Source organism: Nocardia sp. NBC_00881 (assembly GCF_045207455.1).
In the GTDB taxonomy this organism is placed as follows: domain Bacteria; phylum Actinomycetota; class Actinomycetes; order Mycobacteriales; family Mycobacteriaceae; genus Nocardia.
In genome coordinates this window covers 5,832,520-5,852,922 of the sequence record NZ_CP108798.1, presented here as the reverse complement: position 1 = coordinate 5,852,922, position 20,403 = coordinate 5,832,520, and the positions used below count along the sequence as shown (strand labels likewise).

Here is a 20,403-nt window from a genome sequence, read left to right as displayed (position 1 = left end):
GAGCGCGATGCGGATCCGAACGAGCCGAGGCCGCACCCGATCACGCGCAGTGCGCTGGGCGGTTCCCGTCGTCGCGTTCGGGCTCGTGGTCGCGGGCTGTGGCTCCGACAGCGGCGATTCGTCCGAGGGCCTTTCCGACACGCTCGGCGCCACCAGTGACATCAATCCCCGGAACCCGGACGAGGTGCGCGAGGGCGGCAACCTACGGCTTACCACCACCACGTTCCCGGCGAACTGGAACACGCTGTCCAACGACGGGAACGACGGCGAGATCGCCGATATCGAGCGGCCTTTGGTTCCCCGCGCGTTCAGCACCGATGCCGCAGGGCAGCTGGCCGTCAACACCGACTACTTCACCGACGTCCAGCTGACCAGCACCGACCCCCAGCAGGTCACCTACACCATCAACCCGAAGGCCGTGTGGTCCGACGGGACCCCGATCACCTGGGAGGACATCCGCTCCCAGGCCAGCGCGCTCAGCGGCGCCGACAAGCGCTTTCTGATCGCCATCACCAGCGGCTTCGACCGGGTCGAAAAAGTGGAGCGCGGCATCGACGACCGGCAGGCGATCATCACCTTCAAGCAGCACTACGCGGAGTGGCGCGGGCAATTCGCCGGAAACATGTCGCTGTTCCCCAAGTCGGTGACCGCTGACCCCGAGGCGTTCAACCATAGCCTGGTCGACAGTATGGGGCCGACCGCAGGCCCGTTCGTGATCCAGTCCACCGATCGGGCACAGGGCCGAATCGTGCTGGGCCGCAACCCGAAGTGGTGGGGCGACAAGCCGAAGCTCGACACCATCACCTACAGCGTGCTCGACCACGCGGCGTGGGTGGGCGCGCTGCAGAACAACGAACTCGACGCGGTGCGTCTGGCCACGATCGATGACGTGAAAACCGTCCGCAACACCTCGGGACTGACCATCCGCCGGGCGCCGGGTAATCGTTGGCGGCACATCACATTCAACGGCGCCCCCGGCTCCATCCTCGCCGATCCGAAACTGCGCGTGGCGATCTCGAAGGCCATCGACCGCCAAGGCATCGCAATCGCCACCCAGAACGGGCTGGTGGAGAACCCCAAGCCGCTGAACAACCACATCTTCCTGCAGGGACAGGAGGGTTACCGAGACAACAGCCTCGGCTACGATCCGGCCGCGGCGGCGCGCGAACTCGACGCCCTCGGCTGGAAACTCGACGGGGACGTCCGGGAGAAGGACGGCCGCAAGCTGGTCGTCCGTGACGTCATGTACAACGACCCGACCTGGGTGCAGATCGCGCAGATCATCCAGCAGAACCTGGCCGGGATCGGGGTCGGGCTGGTGATCGACACCAAGCCCGGCGCCAGCTATTTCACCGATGTCATCCAGCCCGGCGACTTCGACGCCGCCCAGTTCGTCTTCATAGGCGACGCATTCCCACTGAGCAGCATCCCACAGATCTACGGCTATCACCCCGACGACCTACAGGGCAATTACGGTCGCATCGGCTCGCCCGAACTGAACGATTTGATCGACCGCACCCTCTCGGAGCTGGACCAGGCGCAGGCCATCTACCTGGCCAACCAGGTAGATCGGGCGGTCTTCGAGGAAGGTCACTCGCTACCGCTGACCCAGTCCGAAGGAAACTTCGGCGTCCGCGCCGACATCGCCAACTACGGGTCCCCGGGGCTCGCGTCCTACGACTACACCAAGATCGGTTTCCTGAAGTAGAAACGCAGCCCCGCTGCGGGAAGGAGCGAACCATGCGGATTCGTTCACTGACGACACGACTGGCGGTTGCCGTCGTCGCGGTCGGACTGGTGGCTGCCGGGTGTGGCTCAGATGACGAGGACGCACCCGCGGGCTCCTCCGCCTCGCTCGGCACCACGAACGACATCAACCCACGAGATGTGGGCGAGCTGCGCGACGGCGGCAATCTGCGACTGGCCATCACCTCGTTTCCCGGAAACTGGAACACCTTGTCCAACGACGGGAACAACGCCGAGATCGGCGGACTGGAGCGGCCGATGATGCCGCGCTCGTTCACCACTGATGCGGCGGGTGAGCTCTCGGTCAACACCGACTACTTCACCGACATCCAGCTGACCAACACGAATCCCCAACAGGTCACCTACACCATCAACCCGAAGGCCGTGTGGTCCGACGGCACCCCGATCACCTGGGAAGACATCCAGTCCCAGGCCAACGCACTCAGCGGCGTCGACAAGGCGTTCCTGATCGCCAACAACGCCGGCTTCGACCGGGTCGAAAAGGTGGAGCGCGGCGTCGACGACCGGCAGGCGATCATCACGTTCAAGCAGCACTTCGCCGAATGGCGCGGGCAATTCGCGGGCAATACTTTCCTTTTCCCCAAGTCCGTCACGGCTACGCCCGAAGCGTTCAACAAGAGCCTCGTCGACGGCATCACGCTGACCGCGGGACCGTTCCTCGTCCGGTCCACGGACCGGGCACAGGGACGAATCGTGCTGGGCCGCAATCCCAAGTGGTGGGGCGCGACCCCTAAGCTCGACACGATCACCTTCAGCGTGCTCGATTCCTCCGCTCAGCTCCCAGCACTGCAGAACAACGAGATCGACGCGGTCGGCCTCGGTACCCGCGACGACCTGAAGACCGCGAAGAACACGCCCGGCGTCGCGATCCGGCGGGCGCCGGGCAACGCCTGGAACCACTTCACCTTCAACGGCGCACCGGGATCGATCCTGGCCGATCAGAAACTTCGCGTGGCCATTTCGAAGGCGATCGACCGGCAAGGCATCGTCACCGCCATCCAGAACGGCCTGGTCGAGAACCCGAAACCGCTGAACAACCATATCTACCTCCAGGGGCAGGTCGGATATCAGGACAACAGCCTCGGGTACGACCCGGCCGCGGCCGCCAAGGAACTCGACGAATTGGGCTGGAAGCTCAATGGCGACGTCCGGGAGAAGGACGGCCGCAAGCTGGAGATTCGCGACGTCATGTACCAGGACGAGACCTGGGTGCAGGTCGCGCAGATCATCCAGCAGAACCTCGCCGCGATCGGCGCCAAGCTGAACATCGAAACCAAGCCGAGCAAGGGTTACTTCACCGATGTGATCCAGCCCGGCAATTTCGACGTCGCGCAGTGGACCTGGGTGGGTGACCCGTTCCCGCTCGGAAGCCTCAACCAGATCTACGGATACAACCCGAACGATTTGCAGGGCAACTACGGCCGGATCGGATCGCCGGAACTGAACGCGCTGATCGAGCAGACAATGTCGGAGCTCGACCCGAAGAAAGCGATCGAGCTGGCGAACCAGCTCGATCGCCGAGTGTTCGAGGAGGGCCACTCCCTGCCGCTGATGCAGTCGGCGGGCAACATCGGGGTGCGCGCCGACTTGGCGAACTACGGTGCGCCTGGCCTGGCGTCCTACGACTACACGAAAATCGGGTTCCTCGAATGATTCCTCGAACCAAAGCTTTCGGTACACGCTTCGCTATCTCATGCATGGCGGTCGGATTGCTCCTGTCGGGCTGCTCCGACGACCGTGGCGTGCAACAAGCTTCGAGCGCGATCGGTGCGACCAACGACATCAACCCGAAGGACCGGGACGAGATTCGTGACGGCGGAAATCTCCGCCTCGCACTGACCGCCTTTCCGGCCACGTTCAACGCCCTGCACGTCGACGCGGATGGCGACGTGTCGGAGGTCGTCGGCTGGACTATGCCGGGAACGATCACGGCCGACGCCGCGGGCGAGCTCACGGTTGATCACAACTACTTCACCGATGTCCAACTCACCAACACCAGTCCGCAGCAGGTCACCTACACCATCAACCCGAAGGCGGTCTGGTCCGACGGGAGCCCGATCACCTGGGAAGACCTGCGCTCCCAAGCGGAAGCGCTGAGCGGTCGCGACAACGACTTCCAGGTTGCCGCGACCCAGGGCTACAGCCGCGTCGACAAAGTCGAGCGCGGCGGCGACGACCGACAGGCGGTTGTCACGTTCGGCAAGCACTATGCGGAATGGCAGGGTCTGTTCAATCCGCTGTATCCGAAGGCGTCGACGCAGTCGCCCAGCGCCTTCGACACTGTCGACCGCGCCGGGCTTCCGGTGTCGTCGGGTCCGTTCGTGATCACGTCGATCGACCGTGCGCAGCAGCGAATCGTGCTGAGCCGCAATCCGAAGTGGTGGGGTGACCCACCCAAGCTGGATACTGTCACCTACAGCGTGCTCGACTACTCGGCGCGCTTGAACGCCTTGCAGAACAACGAGTTGGACGCCGTGTCGGTGTCGGGCATCGACGAGGTGAAGACCGCGACCAACTCGCCGGGAATCACGGTGCGGCGCTCGTCGGCCCCCAGGTTCTCGCATTTCACGTTCAACGGCGCACCGGGATCGATCCTGGCCGACCCCAAGCTCCGCATCGCGATCTCCAAGGCCATCGACCGGCAGGGCATCGCTACCGCAACTCAGAACGGGATCGTGCAGAATCCGAAGCCGCTGAACAACCACATCTACCTGGAAGGCCAGAAGGGCTACCAGGACAACGCCGAATCGGTGGCCTACGACCCGGACGAGGCCGCGCGCATGCTGGACGAACTCGGCTGGAAGCTCAACGGCGACGTCCGGGAGAAGGACGGCCGCAAGCTGCAGATCCGCGACGCTATGTACCAGCAGGACAGTTGGGTGCAGATGGCCCAGATCGCCCAGCAGAACCTGGCACAGGTCGGTGTCGAGCTGGTCGTGCAGACCTACCCGGGCAACGGGCTGTTCACCGATGTCATTGATCCGGGCAATTTCGATATCGCCCAGTTCACCTGGTCCAAGAGCATCTTCCCGCTCGGTGCGCTGCCACAGATCTATGCCTACGATCCGGCGAACCCGCTGAGCAACAAGGGCCGGATCGGCACGCCCGAACTGAACGCGCTGATCGAGGAGATCATCTCCGAGCTCGATCCGGCGAAGGCCATCGATCTGGCGAACAAGGCGGACCGGATGATCTTCCAGGAGGGGTTCTCGCTGCCCATCGTGCAATCCGCGGGCACCGAGGCAGTGCGGACCGGTCTCGCCAACTACGGCGCGTTCGGCCTCGCCTCCGCGGACTACACGAAAATCGGTTTCGTGAAGTGAGTTTCGGATCCGGCCACCCGTTGGCCTATCCGATCTCGGTGACGATCGGCGCTCTGGTGGTCTGTGCCGCCTGGGCGCCGTTCGCCACTCTGGACCAAGTGGCGGCGATCTCTTCCCTGGTTCTCGGCGTTATCGGATACACGGGGTACCGGATCGGCGTCGCTCGGGGCCTAGTTCCGTTCTGGCCTTCGGGAACCGCACGAACTGTGCGGGTTACCCGCATCCGCCAGCAGCACCGCTTGCTCAGCCGGTCGTGGTTGCAGGTCGGGGGCACTGGTCGGCCACGCTGGCTCCCGGTCTACTTCGACCCGGCGCTGATCACCCTCACCGAAACCCAGGCCGAACTCACCGACCGCACGATTCACGTCGCCGAGCACCGCCTCTATCCCTCCGGGCGCATCCGTGATGTGGAACCACCCGGCCGCCTGATCGACAATCCCAGCCGTCCCGACCCCGAGGCACCTGCACTGGCCTCGGCCGCCACCCGGCTGCGCCGTCGCCTCTTGCTCGACGCGCAATCCACCGTCGCTGCCCCGTTCGCCGCACTCCTGTGGGTCTACCTCGACAATGGCGGCTTTCCCGCGTTCCTGGGCGCCACCTCGATAGCAGCCGCCACCACCATGTGGCTGTCGGCTATCCGCGGCTCCGACCCCACGTGAGAGCGGTACCACCGCGCGGCGTTCGTCCGTCAGCAAGGCCAGCGGGCGGCCGACCGACCGACGAAGCGCAGCGGCAGCGGCGATTCATCGATTGGTGGCGGCGATGATGGTGTCCAGGGCGTCCTGTGCGCCGTTGAGCTCGTCGATGGCAGCGCGCCGGTCAAAGCCGTCCCAGCCATCCGGTCGCGGCGCGGTCCGCGCCGGCGCAAACCCGGCAAGCTGCACGCCGACAAGGCATACGACTCCGCCGAACTGCGGCAATGGGTGCGAGACCGCGGCATCGGCGCCCGCATCGCCCGCAAAGGCATCGAATCCTCGCAGCGTCTCGGCCGCCACCGGTGGGTGATCGAGCGCACGATCTCCTGGTTGACCGGCTGCCACCGCCTCAACATCCGTTACGACCCTCTTGACGGCGCGTCCCTGGTCGTCGTGTGTGTCTGTAACTACGACGCTGCTGCTCGGATCCTCGGACGAGCCGAGCAGACATCACATCCCGCGACTTGGTGAAGTGACCTCGTGCACCGGTGTGCAGGCCCCGGCAACTGGCCGCCTGGGTGGGAGGACGTGGCGGCCGGTACCTCGACGGTGCACTGATGGCGCATCCCGAACATGTCGGCAAGCCCGAGACAGTGCTGGTGTACAGCGGTTCCGAAGAACTGTTCGCGCATCACGAACGACTGCTCGGGCAGCTGGGTAGTGCGACCTATCTGGGACCGGACCCCGGCACGGCGGCACTCTACGACGTCGCGGTGCTGAACTTCGCGTGGGCCACCCTGATCGGATACCTGTACAGCGCAGCATTGCTGCGCACGGCCGAGGTCCGCGCAACAACGACGACCCCACTACTGAATCACTGGATGTCGACCACGATCGCGTCGGTCATTGCCGACTACGCCCAACAGATAGACAACGGCCGTACCCCGGCGACGAGGAATGGCTCGAACTCGACGCACCCCTCATGGACCACCTCCTCCAAGGCGCCCATGAGCGCGGCATCAACACTGAACTGCCCCGACTCATCAGATCCCTCACGCACAGAGGCATCAAAGCCGGCCACGGCAGAGACAGCTTCGCGAGCCTGATAGAGACATCGCCAGCTCCTGAGAACCCGACGCGGCGGAAACCCACCCGCACGTGTCTGTTCCGCGCGCACTTGCGCAGACGGAATCTGCTGACCTGTGGTCCGCAAGGTACATGCGCGTGAAGAGTGTTCGGGTTGTTCGGTTCTAGTTTGCGGAATCGGTGCCCCCTCTGGTGGGTGCGTCGTAAACCAAGGTGTATCGCCAGAACAAGCGACGCCGGATTCGGGCGCCGGGCAGTTCCTGCGCGGCAGCAGCTCGGATCTCGGCCAGGGTCTCCTCCGGATCGGCGGTAGGTGCCGTCATGTGCTGGGGCGGCCTGTTAGCGCGGGCCGGGTGCTTGACCAGTCCTATGACAGGGTTGGCGACCATGGCGGGAAAGTCGGTGAGCAGATCTACGGGCCCCCCACCCCGGTAGCAGCCGACGATTACGAGTCGGCCGCCCGGGGCGAGGCAGTGGCGCAACTCGCGCAAGGTTGGAACCAAAGGCATGTGATGCAGGACAGCGACGAGAGTGATGGCGTCCCAGCGGCGGTGGGGATCACGTCCGGCGAAGTCGGCTTCGACGATGGTGACCGTATGGTCGTCCGCGAAGCGCTGCGCCGCAATCTGGGCGGTCGCGGAATCGGGTTCGAGTGCGATGACGGTAGTGGCGCGGCAGCGGAGCCGGGCGACGAGATTGCCTGTACCGCATCCGACATCAAGGACCTGACGGGCGCCCGATGCCGCGACCTGGCCGACGACCCACGAGCCGTAGTGGTCGTTGTGGCTCCACGGATGTCGTTGATTGAACCGATTGAGTCGAGAAAGCAGCTGCACCAGCTCATTCTTCCGATGTCACGCACTACCGCAAACTATCCCCGAACACCGCAAGATAGGTCCGAACAGGACAGCACGCCTTGCCAACGACGCCCGATCACCGCCCAAAATTGGTCTGACCACTTGACCTCCTGACCAATAATGGCGCACAGTAGACGCATGGCGTTGCAACCTGTGGTCAAGCGGTCGGTGTCGGCGGATGTATTCGAGCAGATCGCGGCCGATGTGCTCGGTGGGGAGTTGACGCCAGGTACGACGCTGCCCAGCGAGCGGCAGTTGGCGGAGTCGCTGGGGGTGTCGCGGCCCGCCGTGCGGGAGGCGCTGCAACGGCTGGCGGCGGCCGGTCTGGTGGCCGTGCGGCAAGGAGACGCGACGACCGTGCTGGATTATCGACGCGGGGCGGGGCTAGAGGTCCTGCCCCGACTGCTCGTGCAGGCCGGCGAACTCGACCCCTCCGTGGCGCGCAGCATTCTGGAGGCTCGGCTACACAACGGACCGAAGGTGGCGGAGTTGGCCGCGCGGCGGGCCGCCGCGACCGGGGCCGACGAGGTCGGGGCGCTCCTGAACGCTTCCGTCGAAGCGCTTGCCGCCGAAGAAGATCCAATCGCCCAGCAGCGGTATGCGATGGAGTTCTGGGATCACGTCGTGGACGCGGCCGATTCGATCGTGTTCCGGCTGATGTTCAACATGTTGCGCGCCGCCTATGAACCGGCGCTCGCGGCGCTGGCTCCGATCATGTCCGCCGAGGTGGGCAACGTCGGGGCATACCGTGAACTGGCCGTCGCCATCGTGGCGGGACGGCCGCAGAAGGCCGCCACCACTGCTCGTGCCCTGCTCGAGCCAACGACCACCGCCCTGATCGAAGTCCTCGGCGGACCCTGATCACGCCCACCTAGGAAGAACCATGACGAAACCCAAAGCATCCGAATCGGATTCGGTGAACGAAGACGCGCGGGCGCAGGCGCGCCGGGACGAGCGGGCACTGCGCCGCGGACTTTCCCTCCGCGAAGCCTTCCGCGAATTTCTCCGCCATCCCTCACCGTGGATGATCGGGACAGTACTGGTCGGCGCCGTGATCGGCCGGATCGTCGTCGGCGACCGGCAGTCGACCGACCTGCTCGTGCCCGCCGTGATGCTGGCGGTCTTCCCGGTCTTCGAGTGGATCGTGCATGTCACCGTCTTGCATTGGCGACCGAGACAGATCGGCCCGATCCCGATCGATAGCGAGCTCGCCCGCAAACACCGCGAGCACCATGTGGATCCGCGTAATATCCCGCTGATATTCATTCCGACGAAGACACTGTCGGTACTGGTCATCATGCTGATCTCCGTGGCCGCGTTCGCCTTCCCACGTCTGGGCCTGGGCCTCACCTTCCTGATCGCCATCACACTGCTCGGCCTCGGTTACGAGTGGACGCACTACCTCATCCACACCGACTACAAGCCGAAAGGCTCTCTGTACCGGGCGGTATGGCGCAACCACCGCCACCACCACTACAAGAACGAGCACTACTGGTTCACGGTCACCACCTCTGGCACCGCCGACCGGTTGTTCGGCACCCACCCCGATCCATCCACCACCGAAACCTCCCCCACCGCCCGACGTTTGCACTCTGCCTGACCCCGGCCGATGTCCGCACTTCCCCGGACTGCGGTCGGCCACGGATCGGCAGGGCACCGCGCCGAGCAGGTCCGGCTGATCATCGGGTCGGACATCCTGATCAGCGGCCACGTCGCGGGCCGACAAGACGCGCTCGTCACCTACCTGGGCACACCCCAGCCGACATCACCGACCACGCCCCAGGGCAGCGTCCGGCCGGGAACGCCGCCAGCCGGCATCGGAACTTCAGCCCGCAACGCGTCAGCGATGCCATTGCGACAGGCGCTGAACAAGATCGGCCGCACCGATACCACCGTCGGAAGCGAACCGTCGACTATGGCCAGATCGCGATCGAGGGCGGCTTCCTCCACGTCGAGCTATCGGAGTCGGCCCCGCAGGTCGTCTCGGCACTCTTCGGTTGCCGCGGTGACCTACTGCTGACCGAGCCTGGTCCGCACGAACCCCCTCGTCGCGGACCGAACTTTTCGTTTGGACATCTCCCCTTGACAGCCATATACCCTAGGGGGGTACCGTTAGAGATAACGAGGTAGCGGCAACGACGAGGAGAACCACCGTGAGCACAACCACCCCGACCGTCACCGGGATGACGCGTGGCCGCCGCGCCACCTCCGTCCGTGACGAGATCGGCCGTATCCCCGCCGTCGCCGTGGATCTCGCCGACGGCCTGGTGGCCGTCGAGGGCACCAGTCCGGTCGAGCGCGGCGACCTCACCGCCGCCGTCGCCCAGGCCGGCCACCCGGTCGCCGATTGAGCCCCGAACGGAGCATTCGATGAACGCAACCACGAAATTCGCCGGTTTCGCCCTCGGCCTTGCCGCGGTCTTCGGGATCGCCCTGGCGACCGGCGCGGCGATCGGCCCGGAGCCTGCCGAGCCCGCCCACGATTCGACCGCACATGAGGACGGGGCCGCGCCCCTCGGATCTCACTCCGACGACATACCTGGAGGAATGATGGCCACCGACCGCGGATACACCTTGCGGCTCGACACCACGCAGACCACCGCGGCGCCGAATGTCCCGCTGCGCTTCCGCATTCTGAACCAGGACGGCGCACCCGTCACCCGCTACGTGCGCAGCCACGACAAAGACCTGCATCTGATCGTGGTCCGCAGGGACATGGCGGCCTTCCAGCATGTGCACCCCGTGCTCGACGGCAACGGAACCTGGAGCGTTCCCCTCGACCTGACCCGATCGGGCGACTACCGGGTGTTCGCGGACTTCACCCCGGAGGGCGGTGACAACCTGACCCTCGGCGCCGACCTGCGCGTCGCCGGCGGATACGACCCGCAACCGCTGCCCCCGGCGGCCATGACCAGCACGGTCGGCGGCTACACCGGGACGCTGGGCGGCAGCGTCATCCCCGGGCAGGCCTCGAGAGTCACCGTGTCGATGCACCGCGACGGCAAGCCGGTCACCGATCTGCAGCCCTATCTCGGTGCCTATGGCCACCTGGTAGCGCTGCGCGCCGCGGATCTCGCCTACCTGCACGTCCACCCCGACGGCCACCCTGGCGACAGTGTGACCGCGCCCGGACCGACCATCACCTTCTATGTCACGGCGCCGAGCGCGGGCGACTACCGACTGTTTCTAGACTTTCAACACGAGGACGTGGTCCGTACCGCCGAATTCACGCTGACCGTCGCGCCGCACGCCACCGCTCCGGCCGGCGAACCGACGCACACCGGACAGACCAGCCCACAGCCCGTACCGAGCGGCCACGGCCACTGATGGGCACCACCTCACGCCACACAGAACGGAGCGCCCGATGACCACCGCGACACAACTACCCGCCACCGGGAGGGTCGAATTGGTGATCGGTGGCATGACCTGCGCGTCCTGCGCCAATCGCATCGAGAAGAAGCTGAACAAGCTCGACGGTGTCACCGCGACTGTGAACTACGCCACCGAGAAGGCGCGGGTCGATTTCACCGGCGATGTCGCGCCGGGCGACCTCATAGCTACCGTCGAGCAGGCCGGCTACACCGCGGCCCTACCCGCCGCGCCCGAGCCGCGGGAAATCGCTGCCGAGGATGATCCCACCACAATGCTGCGCACTCGCCTGCTGGTCTCGCTGGCGCTGACGGTACCGGTGATCGCCATGGCGATGATCCCCGCGCTGCAGTTCACCAACTGGCAGTGGCTCTCGTTGACCCTCGCCGCGCCGGTCGTGGCATGGGGAGCGCTGCCGTTCCATCGTGCGGCGTGGACCAACCTGCGTCACGGCACCTCGACCATGGACACCCTTGTGTCGATGGGAACTCTCGCGGCGCTGGGCTGGTCGCTGTATGCGCTGTTCTGGGGCACGGCCGGAACCCCGGGCATGAGGCACCCGTTCGAATTCACCATCTCCCGCATGGACGGCACCGGGAGCATCTATCTGGAGGCCGCGGCGGGCGTCACCACCTTCATTCTGGCCGGACGTTTCTTCGAGGCACGCTCCAAGCGGCGCGCCGGCGCGGCGCTGCGCGCCCTGCTCGAGCTCGGCGCGAAAGAGGTCTCGGTGCTGCGCCGTGCGAGCGACGGGCCCACAGGAGGCAGCGAGCGCAACCACGCAGGGCCCCGGGAGCACGGCGACGGATACGCCGAGACCGAGCAACGAATTCCGGTGGAACAGTTGGCCGTCGGCGATCGTTTCGTGGTCCGGCCCGGCGAGAAGATAGCCACCGATGGCGTCGTGCTGGAGGGGTCCTCGGCCGTGGACGCCTCGATGCTCACCGGTGAATCAGTCCCGGTGGAGGTCGGTCTCGGCGACGCCGTAGTCGGCGGCACCGTGAACGTCGGAGGGCGGCTGGTCGTGCGCGCCAGCCGGATCGGGTCCGACACCCAACTCGCGCAGATGGCGAAGCTGGTCGAGGACGCCCAGACCGGAAAGGCACAGGCGCAGCGGCTGGCCGACCGGATCTCCGGGATTTTCGTGCCGATCGTGATCGCGCTGTCGGTCGCGACACTCGGATTCTGGCTCGGCACCGGCGGTTCCGTAGCCGCGGCGTTCACCGCGGCGGTGGCCGTGCTGATCATCGCCTGCCCGTGCGCGCTCGGGCTCGCCACCCCGACCGCGCTGATGGTCGGCACCGGACGCGGCGCGCAACTCGGCATCCTGATCAAAGGCCCCGAGGTGCTGGAGTCGACCCGGCGGGTGGACACGGTGGTGCTGGACAAGACCGGCACCGTCACCACCGGCAAGATGACGCTGCTCGACATCGTCACCGCCGAGGGCGAAGACCCCAACCGTGTCCTGGCATTGGCCGGGGCACTGGAGGATTCGTCCGAGCACCCCATCGCGCTCGCGATCGCCAAGGGCGCCCGCGAGCGCGTGGGCGAGCTGAAACCGGTCGAAGGCTTCGCCAACGTCGAGGGCCTCGGCGTGCAGGGGGTGGTGGACGGCCACGCCGTGGTCGTCGGCCGCGCCCGCCTGCTGGCGGACTGGTCGGTGCGGCTGGACGCCGACCTGGAACGGGCCATACGGGACGCCGAAGCCGAAGGCAAGACCGCCGTCGCGGTCGGCTGGGACGGTGCGGCGCGCGGTGTGCTCGTGGTCGCCGACGCGGTGAAACCGACCTCCGCGCAGGCGATCACCCAGCTGCGCGCGCTCGGCCTCACCCCGATCATGCTGACCGGCGACAACAAGGCAGCCGCCGAGGCCATCGCCGAACAGGTGAGCATCGACGAAGTGATCGCGGAGGTGCTGCCGCAGGACAAAGTGGATGCTGTCAAGCGGTTGCAAGCCGAGGGCAAGGTAGTCGCCATGGTCGGCGACGGCGTCAACGACGCCGCCGCGCTGGCCCAAGCCGATCTCGGTCTGGCCATGGGCACCGGCACCGACGTCGCCATCGAGGCGAGTGACCTGACCCTGGTCCGCGGCGACCTGCGCGCCGCCGCCGACGCGATTCGCCTCTCCCGGCGCACCCTCGGCACGATCAAGGGCAACCTGTTCTGGGCCTTCGCCTACAACGTGGCAGCGATCCCGCTGGCCATGGCGGGCCTGCTGAACCCGATGCTCGCCGGCGCCGCGATGGCGTTCTCCTCGATCTTCGTCGTCAGCAACAGCCTGCGACTGCGGACCTTCCGCTCCACCGCCCAGTAGCGAAAACACCGGACGGGACGGCACACGCAATGCCATCCCGTCCGGGCAGTCGCCAGAAGGTCTGCACGTCGGCGCACATCCATATGCGCATAACACCATGGGCCACAGTACCCGACGATCAGCCGGGGACGGTGGTCACCGCGACGAGCGAGGGCTGAAAGAGCAGCCCGTACACCTCGATCGACACGGCGCCGTTCGGCGTCTCGGTGGCCGACTGGGCGTGCTCGGTAATTCCTTGCCCGAGATACGCTTTCGCCCCGGGCGACCAGGCCACCGCCATCTGACCGAGTGCGGGTCCGAGGTTCAGGTTCGCTATCGCGGTCGACTCGCCGTGGTCGAGATATACCTCGGTCCCACCGGGAAACGGATTCAGTGCGACTGCGGAGGCGGTCGCGCCGCCGAACGCCGCGGCCGAACATCCCGCGGCCAGCGCGACCAAGACCGACATGATCCGACGATTCATTCGAATCCCCTTTGGCGTAAGCACACGACATCGGCCGTCCGGCCGGTCATGCCACCCTTGCCCAGTGCCATGCATTCAGCAATTCGATGTGACAACGGTCACAGCGATTGGCCTGAGTTCGCCACCGCGGTCACATCCGCGCCGAACGCGCTCGCATGGTCGGTAGCCCATTCGGCGTACGTGCGGGCGCGACCAAGGATCTGGCGCACATCGTCGGTGACGATCGCGTTGCGTCCCGCACGGACGTAGGCCTGACCCGCCAAGGCTCCGTCCGCGAATTCGGCGGACATTCCGGCCGTGAGCATGTGCTCGCGCGCCTGGGCCTCCGGTATATCGACGACCCGCACCGGATGTCCGACGACGGCGGCCAGAGTCGCGGCCAGGTCGTGCGTGCTGCGCAGCTCCGGGCCGGTGAGCGTGTAGACACGGCCCGCGTGTTCGGCGGACAGCAGCGCCTCGACGGCTACCGCGGCGACGTCGCGTGGGTCGATGAAGCCCTGTGTGGCCCGGCCGGTCATGTTCGGCACCGGGTTTCCGGAACGGATGGCTTGTGCCCAGCTCAGCGTGTTGGAGGCGAAAGAACTGGGGCGCAGAATGGTCCAGTCCACGCCGCTCTCGCGGGCGGCCTGCTCACCGGGCAGATGCCAGGTCCCGACTCGGCCGAGGCTCACATCGCCGGTGCCGATGGCGGAGAGCTTGACGATGCGGCCGATCCCCACTTCGCGGGCCGTGGTGATCAAGGCGCGGTCGGCCTCGGCGTACTCCGGGCCGAGCACTCCGACGACGAACGCGGCGTCGGCGCCTGTCATGGCCGTCGCGATGGACGCGAGGTCGGTGTAGTCGCCGCGCACGACCTCGACGCCCGCAGGGACCTCGGCGCGACCTGGGTCCCTGGTCACTGCTCGGACCTGCACGCCACGGTCCGCCAGCTGGCGGATGATTTCACTGCCGATAGTGCCTGTCGCACCGGTGATCACGATCATGCGAACCACCGTGCTCCGCATACGCCCAGGTCTCTAGGAAATTTCGGCACACCCGGTCGGGTGGCGGACTGCTTAGAGTGGATTCGGTGACCGCCATGCCGCACCCGCCGTCCGTCGTGACGGCCGACCTCGTCGAGACGTTCGAGCTCGCGCCGGAGTCGTTGCGGCCATGGCTTACCGAACTCGCGCGGATGCCGACGGTGCTCGCCCTGTCCGAGCCGTTGGCGCAGATTCCGCAGGCGGCGACCACGATCGTGCTGTCCGCCGAGCACGACGGTCCGCGCGATGCGCTCGTCGTCGGGCCGCAGACCAAGGCGACCTACTGGCGGCCGAACAAGCCTGCGGGATGCGTCCGTCTGCGTCTGGCGCCCGGCGCCATTCGTTCGCTGCTCGGCGTGCACGCCGCGGAACTCACCGATCGGACGATGCGGCTGGAAGATCTGCCCGGCCCCGCCGCCGACCTCTCCGCCGAACTGATCGAACTAGCGCCTGAGGAGGTTCTCCCGTACCTCGAGGACGAGTTGCCGCGCCGCATCGCCGACGACCCGGCACAGCGCGACCACCGCCATCTCCTAGCCGCCGCCGTGGCCTCCATCTCGGCCGACCAACCCGTCCCGGTGCCCGAGCTCGCCGCTCGACTGTCGGTCAGCGAACGCCAACTCCGCAACCTGTTCGCCAGCGGAATCGGCATCTCCCCCAAGCACTTCGCCCGCATCGATCGAGTACGCAAGGTCCTGTCGCATGCTGGAACCATCCCGTGGGCCGAATTGGCCGCCGCCAACGGTTACTACGACCAATCCCATATGTCAGCGGATTTCCGAACCCTGATGGGCGTCCCACCCACCATGTTCTTCCGCGGTCGCCTGCCCGCCCCGACCCCATGCAGGCCACTGACGAAGCTCACGTAGCGCCCTGTCTTGGACGGAGCGGAAGAGTTACCTCGACTGCCGTGCGAGCACCTCTCTAAAGCCATAGGCCTAGGATCACCAGCGGGTCGCGAGAAATCGACCCGAGCTCCGTGCGGACCCGGCTCAGCGGAGGTCGTAAACCAGTTCCCGCGCCACCACAGCTGCCCTTACTACTGGACCGCATCCTTGCGCGCGGCCTTGGCTTCCGCTTCGGCGGCATCCATGGCGTCCGCCGCCTCCAGGCTAGGAGCGCTGCCGCCGAGCCGGGCGGGGACCCAGTACGCGCCCGGTTCGTGTATGTAGTCCTTCTGCAGATCCAGCAGCATGTCCTGCATGGTCGAGCGCAGCTCGGCGGTGAGTTCGGCGGCGGGCTGGATCGGCTGGATCGGCTCGCCCACCGTGATCGAGATGGGAGTGTTGGTGCGCCCGAGACGTTTTGGAAAACCCTTGGTCCAGACCCGTTGCGCGCCCCAGATGACGATCGGGATAACCGGAACCTCCGCCTCGATCGCCATGCGCGCCGCGCCGGACTTCAATTCCTTGATCTCGAAGCTGCGGCTGATGGTCGCCTCGGGATACACGCCGACCAGCTCGCCGCGGCGCAGATACTCGACCGCGGCCTGGTAGGAATCGGCGCCCGCGGATCGGTCCACCGGAATATGGTTGAGCGCCCGCATGATCGGACCGGAGATCTTGTTGTCGAAGACCTCCTTCTTCGCCATGAACCGGACGTAACGCTTGGGGGTGCGCGCCGGTAGGCCCGCATAGGTGAAGTCCAAGTAGCCGGTGTGGTTCACCGCCAGCACGGCACCGCCCCGCGCGGGGATGTGTTCATCCCCCTTGACGGCGAACTTCAGGCCTTCGAGGAAGAAGACGGTTCGGGCCAGCCCGACGATCGTCCGGTAGACGGGTTCCACCATTCCGCTAGCGTAGTCGCTGCCTGCCCCCTCCGGCAGCGCGCCGCCACCGCGCGCCGCGCCGGAGCGGAGACTGCGCGATCACCCAGACCACACGCCTAGAGAAGAGGATTTTCGCAGTGGAACGTGCCCGACCGAAACCGCTTGCCCACGAGTGGAAAACGCGGAATCGAGATCGGGCGACAACGTCGCGACCCCGCTGCTCGGGCGGGGTGGCCGCGACGTCGATCCAGTGCACGCAAGCCCGACCTCGGATCGCGCCTGCGCGTGGGGTACTGCTCGGCGGCTTGGCGCTGACCGGCGCTGTCCTGCTGACCGGCTGCGACTCGGCCGTCGGCATTCCGGACGACAGCGCGCCGAGGGTGACCGCGCGCGACACGACGCCACCGGCCGTCTTTCCGATCGGCGCGCCACCGAGCACCTCGACACTGCCCCCGGTTCCCGCCGACGCTCCGCTCGTCGGCGCGGTCCCCGGACTGCCCGCCGCCGCGGCCGCCGTGCAGCGGTGGGCAGCCGACCTGACATCCGACACCATTGCCGAAACGCAAGCGAAATGCTGGACCATCGCGCCGCGGAACGTGGCCGACATGTACAAAAACCAGCAGGCCATCCTGACCGCCCTTGCCCAGCCAGGCACGTCGACCCTGGACATGGCCATGTGGAAGAGCCAGACCACCACGGTCGCGGTGGATCGCACCGCAGTCGAGACCGGGTACGCCTGCCCCAGGGTCGCCGTCGCGGGCGCTGACATCGAGTACAACGACGCCGATGCCAGGCACACCGTGCGCCGCTACCTGGCCAGGTTCGCCGGCGCCCCGCTCGACCCGGCCGACAAGGAAGGCGCCTACCCACTGATCTGCGATGCGGCCCCGGCCACCTGGGATCCCACGGGCACCGGGCGCCCGGTCTCCGCGCCGCTGGCCAACAACCAGGGCAGGCTCACCGGGACCACCAAGTTCTCCGACCAGGAGATCCGCTCGGAGCAGTTGCGCACAAACTACATCGCGGTGCTGGTTCCGGTGACCGACTCCTCCGGCATGACGCAGACTCGCACCTTCACTCTGCTGTCCGGTCCGGACGGCTACTGCATCGGCGACGTTTCGCCGTAACCACTACCCTGGTTGGCTGGTAACGGTCAGGAGGAGCAGCTAGTGCAGATCACCAGCGTCGGACACGCCGGATTCCACATCCGCACCGCAGCCGGGTCGATCCTTTGCGATCCCTGGGTCAACCCCGCGTACTTCGGTTCGTGGTTCCCGTTCCCCGACAACACCGAGCTGGACTGGGACGAGCTGGGCAATTGCGACTTCCTGTATGTCTCGCACCTGCACCGTGACCACTTCGACGCGGGGCACCTGGCGAAGTACGTCAACAAGGACGCGACCGTGTTGCTGCCGGACTACCCGGTGCCTGACCTGCGGCGGGAACTGGAGAAGCTCGGCTTTCACGAGTTCGTCGAGACCGAGGACTCGGTCAAGCACACGGTGACCGGGCCGGGCGGCGAGCTGGACGTCATGATCATCGCGCTGCGCGCGCCGGCCGACGGGCCGATCGGCGATTCCGGACTTGTCGTCTCCGACGGCGAGACCACCTGCTTCAACATGAACGACGCCCGCCCCGTCGACATGGACGTACTGCACGACGCGTTCGGTCACGTCGATATCCACCTGCTGCAGTACTCGGGCGCCATCTGGTACCCGATGGTCTACGACATCCCCGCCCGCACCAAGTCGAACTTCGGCAAGCAGAAACGTCAGCGCGGCATGGACCGGGCGCGCAGCTACGTCGAACAGGTCGGCGCCACCTGGGTGGTGCCCTCGGCCGGCCCGCCGGTGTTCCTGGACGACGAATTGCGCTACCTCAACGACGACCGCGGCGACGAGGGCAACATCTTCCCCGATCAGGTGGTCTTCCTGGAGCAGATGCGCATCCACGGCAACTCCGGGGGCATCCTGATGATCCCCGGTTCGGTCGCCGACGTGCACGGCGCCGAGCTGACGCTGACCCACCCGAGCGATCCCGCCGACATCTATGACAACAAAGCCGAATACATCGAGCGGATGGCGCAGCGGCATGCGTCGGACCTGGTGGTCGAGAAGGCGACCTGGGCCACCGGGGAGGGCCCGCTGCTGGAACCGCTGAAGAAGCTGTTCGAACCGATCATGGCGCAGAGCGATCTGATCTGCGACGGCATCGGCTACCCGGTCGGCTTGGTGATGGGGGAGGAAACCGTGGTGCTCGACTTCCCCAAGCGGGTGGTGCGCGGCCCGATCGAAGGCGAGGGCAAGTACCGCTACGGCTTCCGTATCGCACCGGAACTGGTGCATACGGTGCTGCGCGACAACGAGCCGGACTGGGTGAACACCATCTTCCTGTCCACCCGCTTCCAGGCCTGGCGCATCGGCGGATACAACGAATTCCTCTACACCTTCTTCAAATGCCTCACCGACGAGCGGATCGCCTACGCCGACGGCTGGTTCGCCGAAGCCCACGACGATTCCGCCTCCACCGAACTCGACGGCTGGGAAATCCAGCGACGCTGCCCGCATTTGAAGGCGGACCTGTCGAAATTCGGTGTGGTGGAGGGGAGCACCCTGACCTGCAACCTGCACGGCTGGCAGTGGGATCTGGAGTCGGGACGGTGTAAGACGTCCAAGGGGCACGAACTGCGGTCGCGCAAACTGGCCTGAGCACACGGGGTGTCCGCCAGTTCCTCCGCACAACGCCTGCTCATCGTCCCTACCGCGCGGCCGCCCCGCCCGGCGCAACGGCACGACCACCGGCACGGCGACCTCGGCACCACTGATCAGGATGTCGACCGAGTGGCGATGCCCACCGCGACGAGGGTCAGCGCGCAACCGATGATCGCGGTGACCGACACTCCCGCGCTGGTCGGAGTGAGGACGTCGAGGACAAGTGAGGCCATCAGCTGCCCCGCCACCGAGGTGAGGCCGAGGAGCAGGACACCGATCCAGCGAACGGTCGACGCGGCAAGGGCGATGAAGGCGACGCCGATGAACCCGCCGAAGTAAAGCCATGGCTGGGTGGGGAATTCGGCCGGACCGCTGGAGGTCGAGACCTCTGCGGCCTCGAGGATGAGCAGGGCGATCAGACCGACACAGAAGTTGACGATAGTCGCCGAGAACGGCCCACCGATCGCACCCACCTTGCCGTTCACTGCCTGCTGCCAAGCCAGACCGATCCCCGCGAGCGCGGGCAGCACAATCAGCAGCGCGGTCGGTGCGCCGCGCAGTGCATCGGGGACAGAGAGACCACCGGTAGCTCTGGTGTGGCCGAACCCGGCCACCAGCACCGCGAGCACGCCGAGCGACGCACCGACCAGGCGCACCGCCGTAACCGGCGTGCGGCCGCTCGGGCCGAGTCCGAGCCTGTCGACCACCAGGCTGCTGAGCAACTGCCCCACGACGGTCGCCACGGTGAACGCGGTGACGCCGATGGCCGCGACAGTGAGACCCTGACACGCGACGAAGAACGCACCACACAACCCGCCGAGCAGCTGCCACGGCCGCAGCGCGCCGTCGGACAACGCCTGCCGCACCTGCCGCGCACCGTCGCGCAGCCGTCCACTGAACGCGAAGGCCACCGCGAGCACCGAGAACCCGATGCCGAAACTGATGGTGGCTGCGGCAATCCCGTCGTGCAGCCGCGCACCGAGCGCACCGTTGATCCGTCCCTGCACCGCGACACCGGCGCCGATACCGAACCCGAAGAGCAGCCCGAGTCTCACCTGCGCGGTCATGCCCCGCACGCTACCGGGCGG

At 66.6% G+C, this 20,403-nt stretch carries 18 protein-coding genes and 2 pseudogenes; 14 read left to right on the top strand and 6 right to left on the bottom strand.

The window, feature by feature from the left end; all coding sequences use genetic code 11:
- The first annotated feature begins 7 nt into the window (after window positions 1-7).
- The 6 genes and pseudogenes from OH799_RS25080 (at window position 8) to OH799_RS25055 (ending at window position 6,953) form a co-directional block, all read left to right on the top strand.
- On the top strand, window positions 8-1,708 hold the full coding sequence (locus OH799_RS25080) for an ABC transporter family substrate-binding protein (protein ID WP_406268691.1): 1,701 nt from the start codon (window positions 8-10) through the stop codon (window positions 1,706-1,708).
- 32 nt (window positions 1,709-1,740) lie between these two features.
- On the top strand, window positions 1,741-3,420 hold the full coding sequence (locus tag OH799_RS25075; RefSeq protein WP_406268688.1) for an ABC transporter family substrate-binding protein: 1,680 nt from the start codon (window positions 1,741-1,743) through the stop codon (window positions 3,418-3,420).
- Window positions 3,417-5,090 (top strand): ABC transporter family substrate-binding protein, encoded by a 1,674-nt coding sequence (locus OH799_RS25070; RefSeq protein WP_406268685.1) that lies wholly within the window; start codon window positions 3,417-3,419, stop codon window positions 5,088-5,090. The genes OH799_RS25075 and OH799_RS25070 overlap by 4 nt, the downstream gene beginning before the upstream one ends.
- Window positions 5,087-5,749 carry a hypothetical protein gene (locus OH799_RS25065; protein ID WP_406268683.1) on the top strand — a complete coding sequence of 221 codons (663 nt, stop codon included), beginning with the start codon at window positions 5,087-5,089 and terminating at the stop codon, window positions 5,747-5,749. Before OH799_RS25070 ends, OH799_RS25065 begins: the two co-directional genes overlap by 4 nt.
- Before the next feature lie 165 nt (window positions 5,750-5,914).
- Window positions 5,915-6,256, top strand: a pseudogene (locus OH799_RS25060) (transposase); the annotation flags it as partial.
- 86 nt (window positions 6,257-6,342) lie between these two features.
- A pseudogene (locus OH799_RS25055) lies at window positions 6,343-6,953 on the top strand (hypothetical protein).
- Between the two features lie 22 nt (window positions 6,954-6,975).
- On the opposite strand, the gene OH799_RS25050 reads toward OH799_RS25055, so the two are convergent.
- The gene (locus OH799_RS25050) at window positions 6,976-7,647 is read right to left on the bottom strand and encodes a class I SAM-dependent methyltransferase (RefSeq protein ID WP_406268680.1); all 672 of its coding nucleotides are present in this window, start codon (window positions 7,645-7,647) and stop codon (window positions 6,976-6,978) included.
- A 159-nt stretch (window positions 7,648-7,806) separates the two neighbouring features.
- Between OH799_RS25050 and OH799_RS25045 the strand changes: the two genes are divergently transcribed.
- Together OH799_RS25045 and OH799_RS25040 are read left to right on the top strand one after the other, a co-directional pair.
- Window positions 7,807-8,529, top strand: a complete 723-nt coding sequence (locus tag OH799_RS25045) for a FadR/GntR family transcriptional regulator (protein WP_406268677.1) — start codon at window positions 7,807-7,809, stop codon at window positions 8,527-8,529.
- Window positions 8,530-8,551: 22 nt separating this feature from the next.
- Window positions 8,552-9,268 (top strand): sterol desaturase family protein, encoded by a 717-nt coding sequence (locus tag OH799_RS25040; protein WP_406268674.1) that lies wholly within the window; start codon window positions 8,552-8,554, stop codon window positions 9,266-9,268.
- A gap of 140 nt (window positions 9,269-9,408) precedes the next feature.
- On the opposite strand, the gene OH799_RS25035 is transcribed toward OH799_RS25040, so the two are convergent.
- Complete coding sequence (locus OH799_RS25035; protein ID WP_406268671.1) at window positions 9,409-9,618, bottom strand: hypothetical protein; 210 nt, start codon at window positions 9,616-9,618, stop codon at window positions 9,409-9,411.
- Window positions 9,619-9,821: 203 nt separating this feature from the next.
- Here OH799_RS25035 and OH799_RS25030 point away from each other — a divergent pair, with 203 nt between their 5' ends.
- The 3 genes from OH799_RS25030 to OH799_RS25020 are packed head-to-tail and all read left to right on the top strand — an operon-like array spanning window position 9,822 to window position 13,351.
- Entirely contained in the window at window positions 9,822-10,019 is a 198-nt protein-coding gene (locus OH799_RS25030) for a cation-transporting ATPase (protein WP_406268668.1), read from the top strand.
- A gap of 19 nt (window positions 10,020-10,038) precedes the next feature.
- Entirely contained in the window at window positions 10,039-10,995 is a 957-nt protein-coding gene (locus OH799_RS25025; protein WP_406268666.1) for a hypothetical protein, read from the top strand.
- Window positions 10,996-11,032: 37 nt separating this feature from the next.
- A complete protein-coding gene (locus OH799_RS25020; protein ID WP_406268663.1) occupies window positions 11,033-13,351 on the top strand; it encodes a heavy metal translocating P-type ATPase in 2,319 nt (772 codons plus the stop codon).
- Window positions 13,352-13,469: 118 nt separating this feature from the next.
- Here the strand turns inward: OH799_RS25020 and OH799_RS25015 are convergent, their stop codons facing one another.
- Complete coding sequence (locus tag OH799_RS25015) at window positions 13,470-13,814, bottom strand: hypothetical protein (protein WP_406268660.1); 345 nt, start codon at window positions 13,812-13,814, stop codon at window positions 13,470-13,472.
- Between the two features lie 98 nt (window positions 13,815-13,912).
- On the bottom strand, window positions 13,913-14,797 hold the full coding sequence (locus tag OH799_RS25010) for an NAD(P)H-binding protein (protein WP_406268657.1): 885 nt from the start codon (window positions 14,795-14,797) through the stop codon (window positions 13,913-13,915).
- 95 nt (window positions 14,798-14,892) lie between these two features.
- On the opposite strand from OH799_RS25010, the gene OH799_RS25005 reads away from it, so the two are divergent.
- Window positions 14,893-15,705, top strand: coding sequence for a helix-turn-helix domain-containing protein (locus OH799_RS25005; RefSeq protein WP_406282508.1), 813 nt, complete (start codon window positions 14,893-14,895; stop codon window positions 15,703-15,705).
- Between the two features lie 170 nt (window positions 15,706-15,875).
- Here the strand turns inward: OH799_RS25005 and OH799_RS25000 are convergent, their stop codons facing one another.
- Complete coding sequence (locus OH799_RS25000; RefSeq protein ID WP_406282505.1) at window positions 15,876-16,622, bottom strand: lysophospholipid acyltransferase family protein; 747 nt, start codon at window positions 16,620-16,622, stop codon at window positions 15,876-15,878.
- A gap of 212 nt (window positions 16,623-16,834) precedes the next feature.
- On the opposite strand from OH799_RS25000, the gene OH799_RS24995 reads away from it, so the two are divergent.
- A complete protein-coding gene (locus OH799_RS24995) occupies window positions 16,835-17,731 on the top strand; it encodes a hypothetical protein (RefSeq protein ID WP_406268655.1) in 897 nt (298 codons plus the stop codon).
- A 42-nt stretch (window positions 17,732-17,773) separates the two neighbouring features.
- A complete protein-coding gene (locus OH799_RS24990) occupies window positions 17,774-19,312 on the top strand; it encodes a Rieske 2Fe-2S domain-containing protein (protein WP_406268652.1) in 1,539 nt (512 codons plus the stop codon).
- Between the two features lie 116 nt (window positions 19,313-19,428).
- Here the strand turns inward: OH799_RS24990 and OH799_RS24985 are convergent, their stop codons facing one another.
- On the bottom strand, window positions 19,429-20,382 hold the full coding sequence (locus OH799_RS24985; RefSeq protein ID WP_406268649.1) for a DMT family transporter: 954 nt from the start codon (window positions 20,380-20,382) through the stop codon (window positions 19,429-19,431).
- Window positions 20,383-20,403: the final 21 nt, after the last annotated feature.

What these genes read in the sequence shown, in the direction of transcription:
- OH799_RS25070 (WP_406268685.1), top strand. Translation starts at nt 3,417, where the DNA reads ATGATTCCTCGAACCAAAGCTTTCGGTACACGCTTCGCTATCTCATGC.
- OH799_RS25075 (WP_406268688.1), top strand. Translation starts at nt 1,741, where the DNA reads ATGCGGATTCGTTCACTGACGACACGACTGGCGGTTGCCGTCGTCGCG.
- OH799_RS25045 (WP_406268677.1), top strand. Translation starts at nt 7,807, where the DNA reads ATGGCGTTGCAACCTGTGGTCAAGCGGTCGGTGTCGGCGGATGTATTC.
- OH799_RS25015 (WP_406268660.1), bottom strand. Translation starts at nt 13,814, where the DNA reads ATGAATCGTCGGATCATGTCGGTCTTGGTCGCGCTGGCCGCGGGATGT.
- OH799_RS25040 (WP_406268674.1), top strand. Translation starts at nt 8,552, where the DNA reads ATGACGAAACCCAAAGCATCCGAATCGGATTCGGTGAACGAAGACGCG.
- OH799_RS25080 (WP_406268691.1), top strand. Translation starts at nt 8, where the DNA reads ATGCGGATCCGAACGAGCCGAGGCCGCACCCGATCACGCGCAGTGCGC.
- OH799_RS24985 (WP_406268649.1), bottom strand. Translation starts at nt 20,382, where the DNA reads ATGACCGCGCAGGTGAGACTCGGGCTGCTCTTCGGGTTCGGTATCGGC.
- OH799_RS25005 (WP_406282508.1), top strand. Translation starts at nt 14,893, where the DNA reads ATGCCGCACCCGCCGTCCGTCGTGACGGCCGACCTCGTCGAGACGTTC.
- OH799_RS25025 (WP_406268666.1), top strand. Translation starts at nt 10,039, where the DNA reads ATGAACGCAACCACGAAATTCGCCGGTTTCGCCCTCGGCCTTGCCGCG.
- OH799_RS25010 (WP_406268657.1), bottom strand. Translation starts at nt 14,797, where the DNA reads ATGATCGTGATCACCGGTGCGACAGGCACTATCGGCAGTGAAATCATC.
- OH799_RS25020 (WP_406268663.1), top strand. Translation starts at nt 11,033, where the DNA reads ATGACCACCGCGACACAACTACCCGCCACCGGGAGGGTCGAATTGGTG.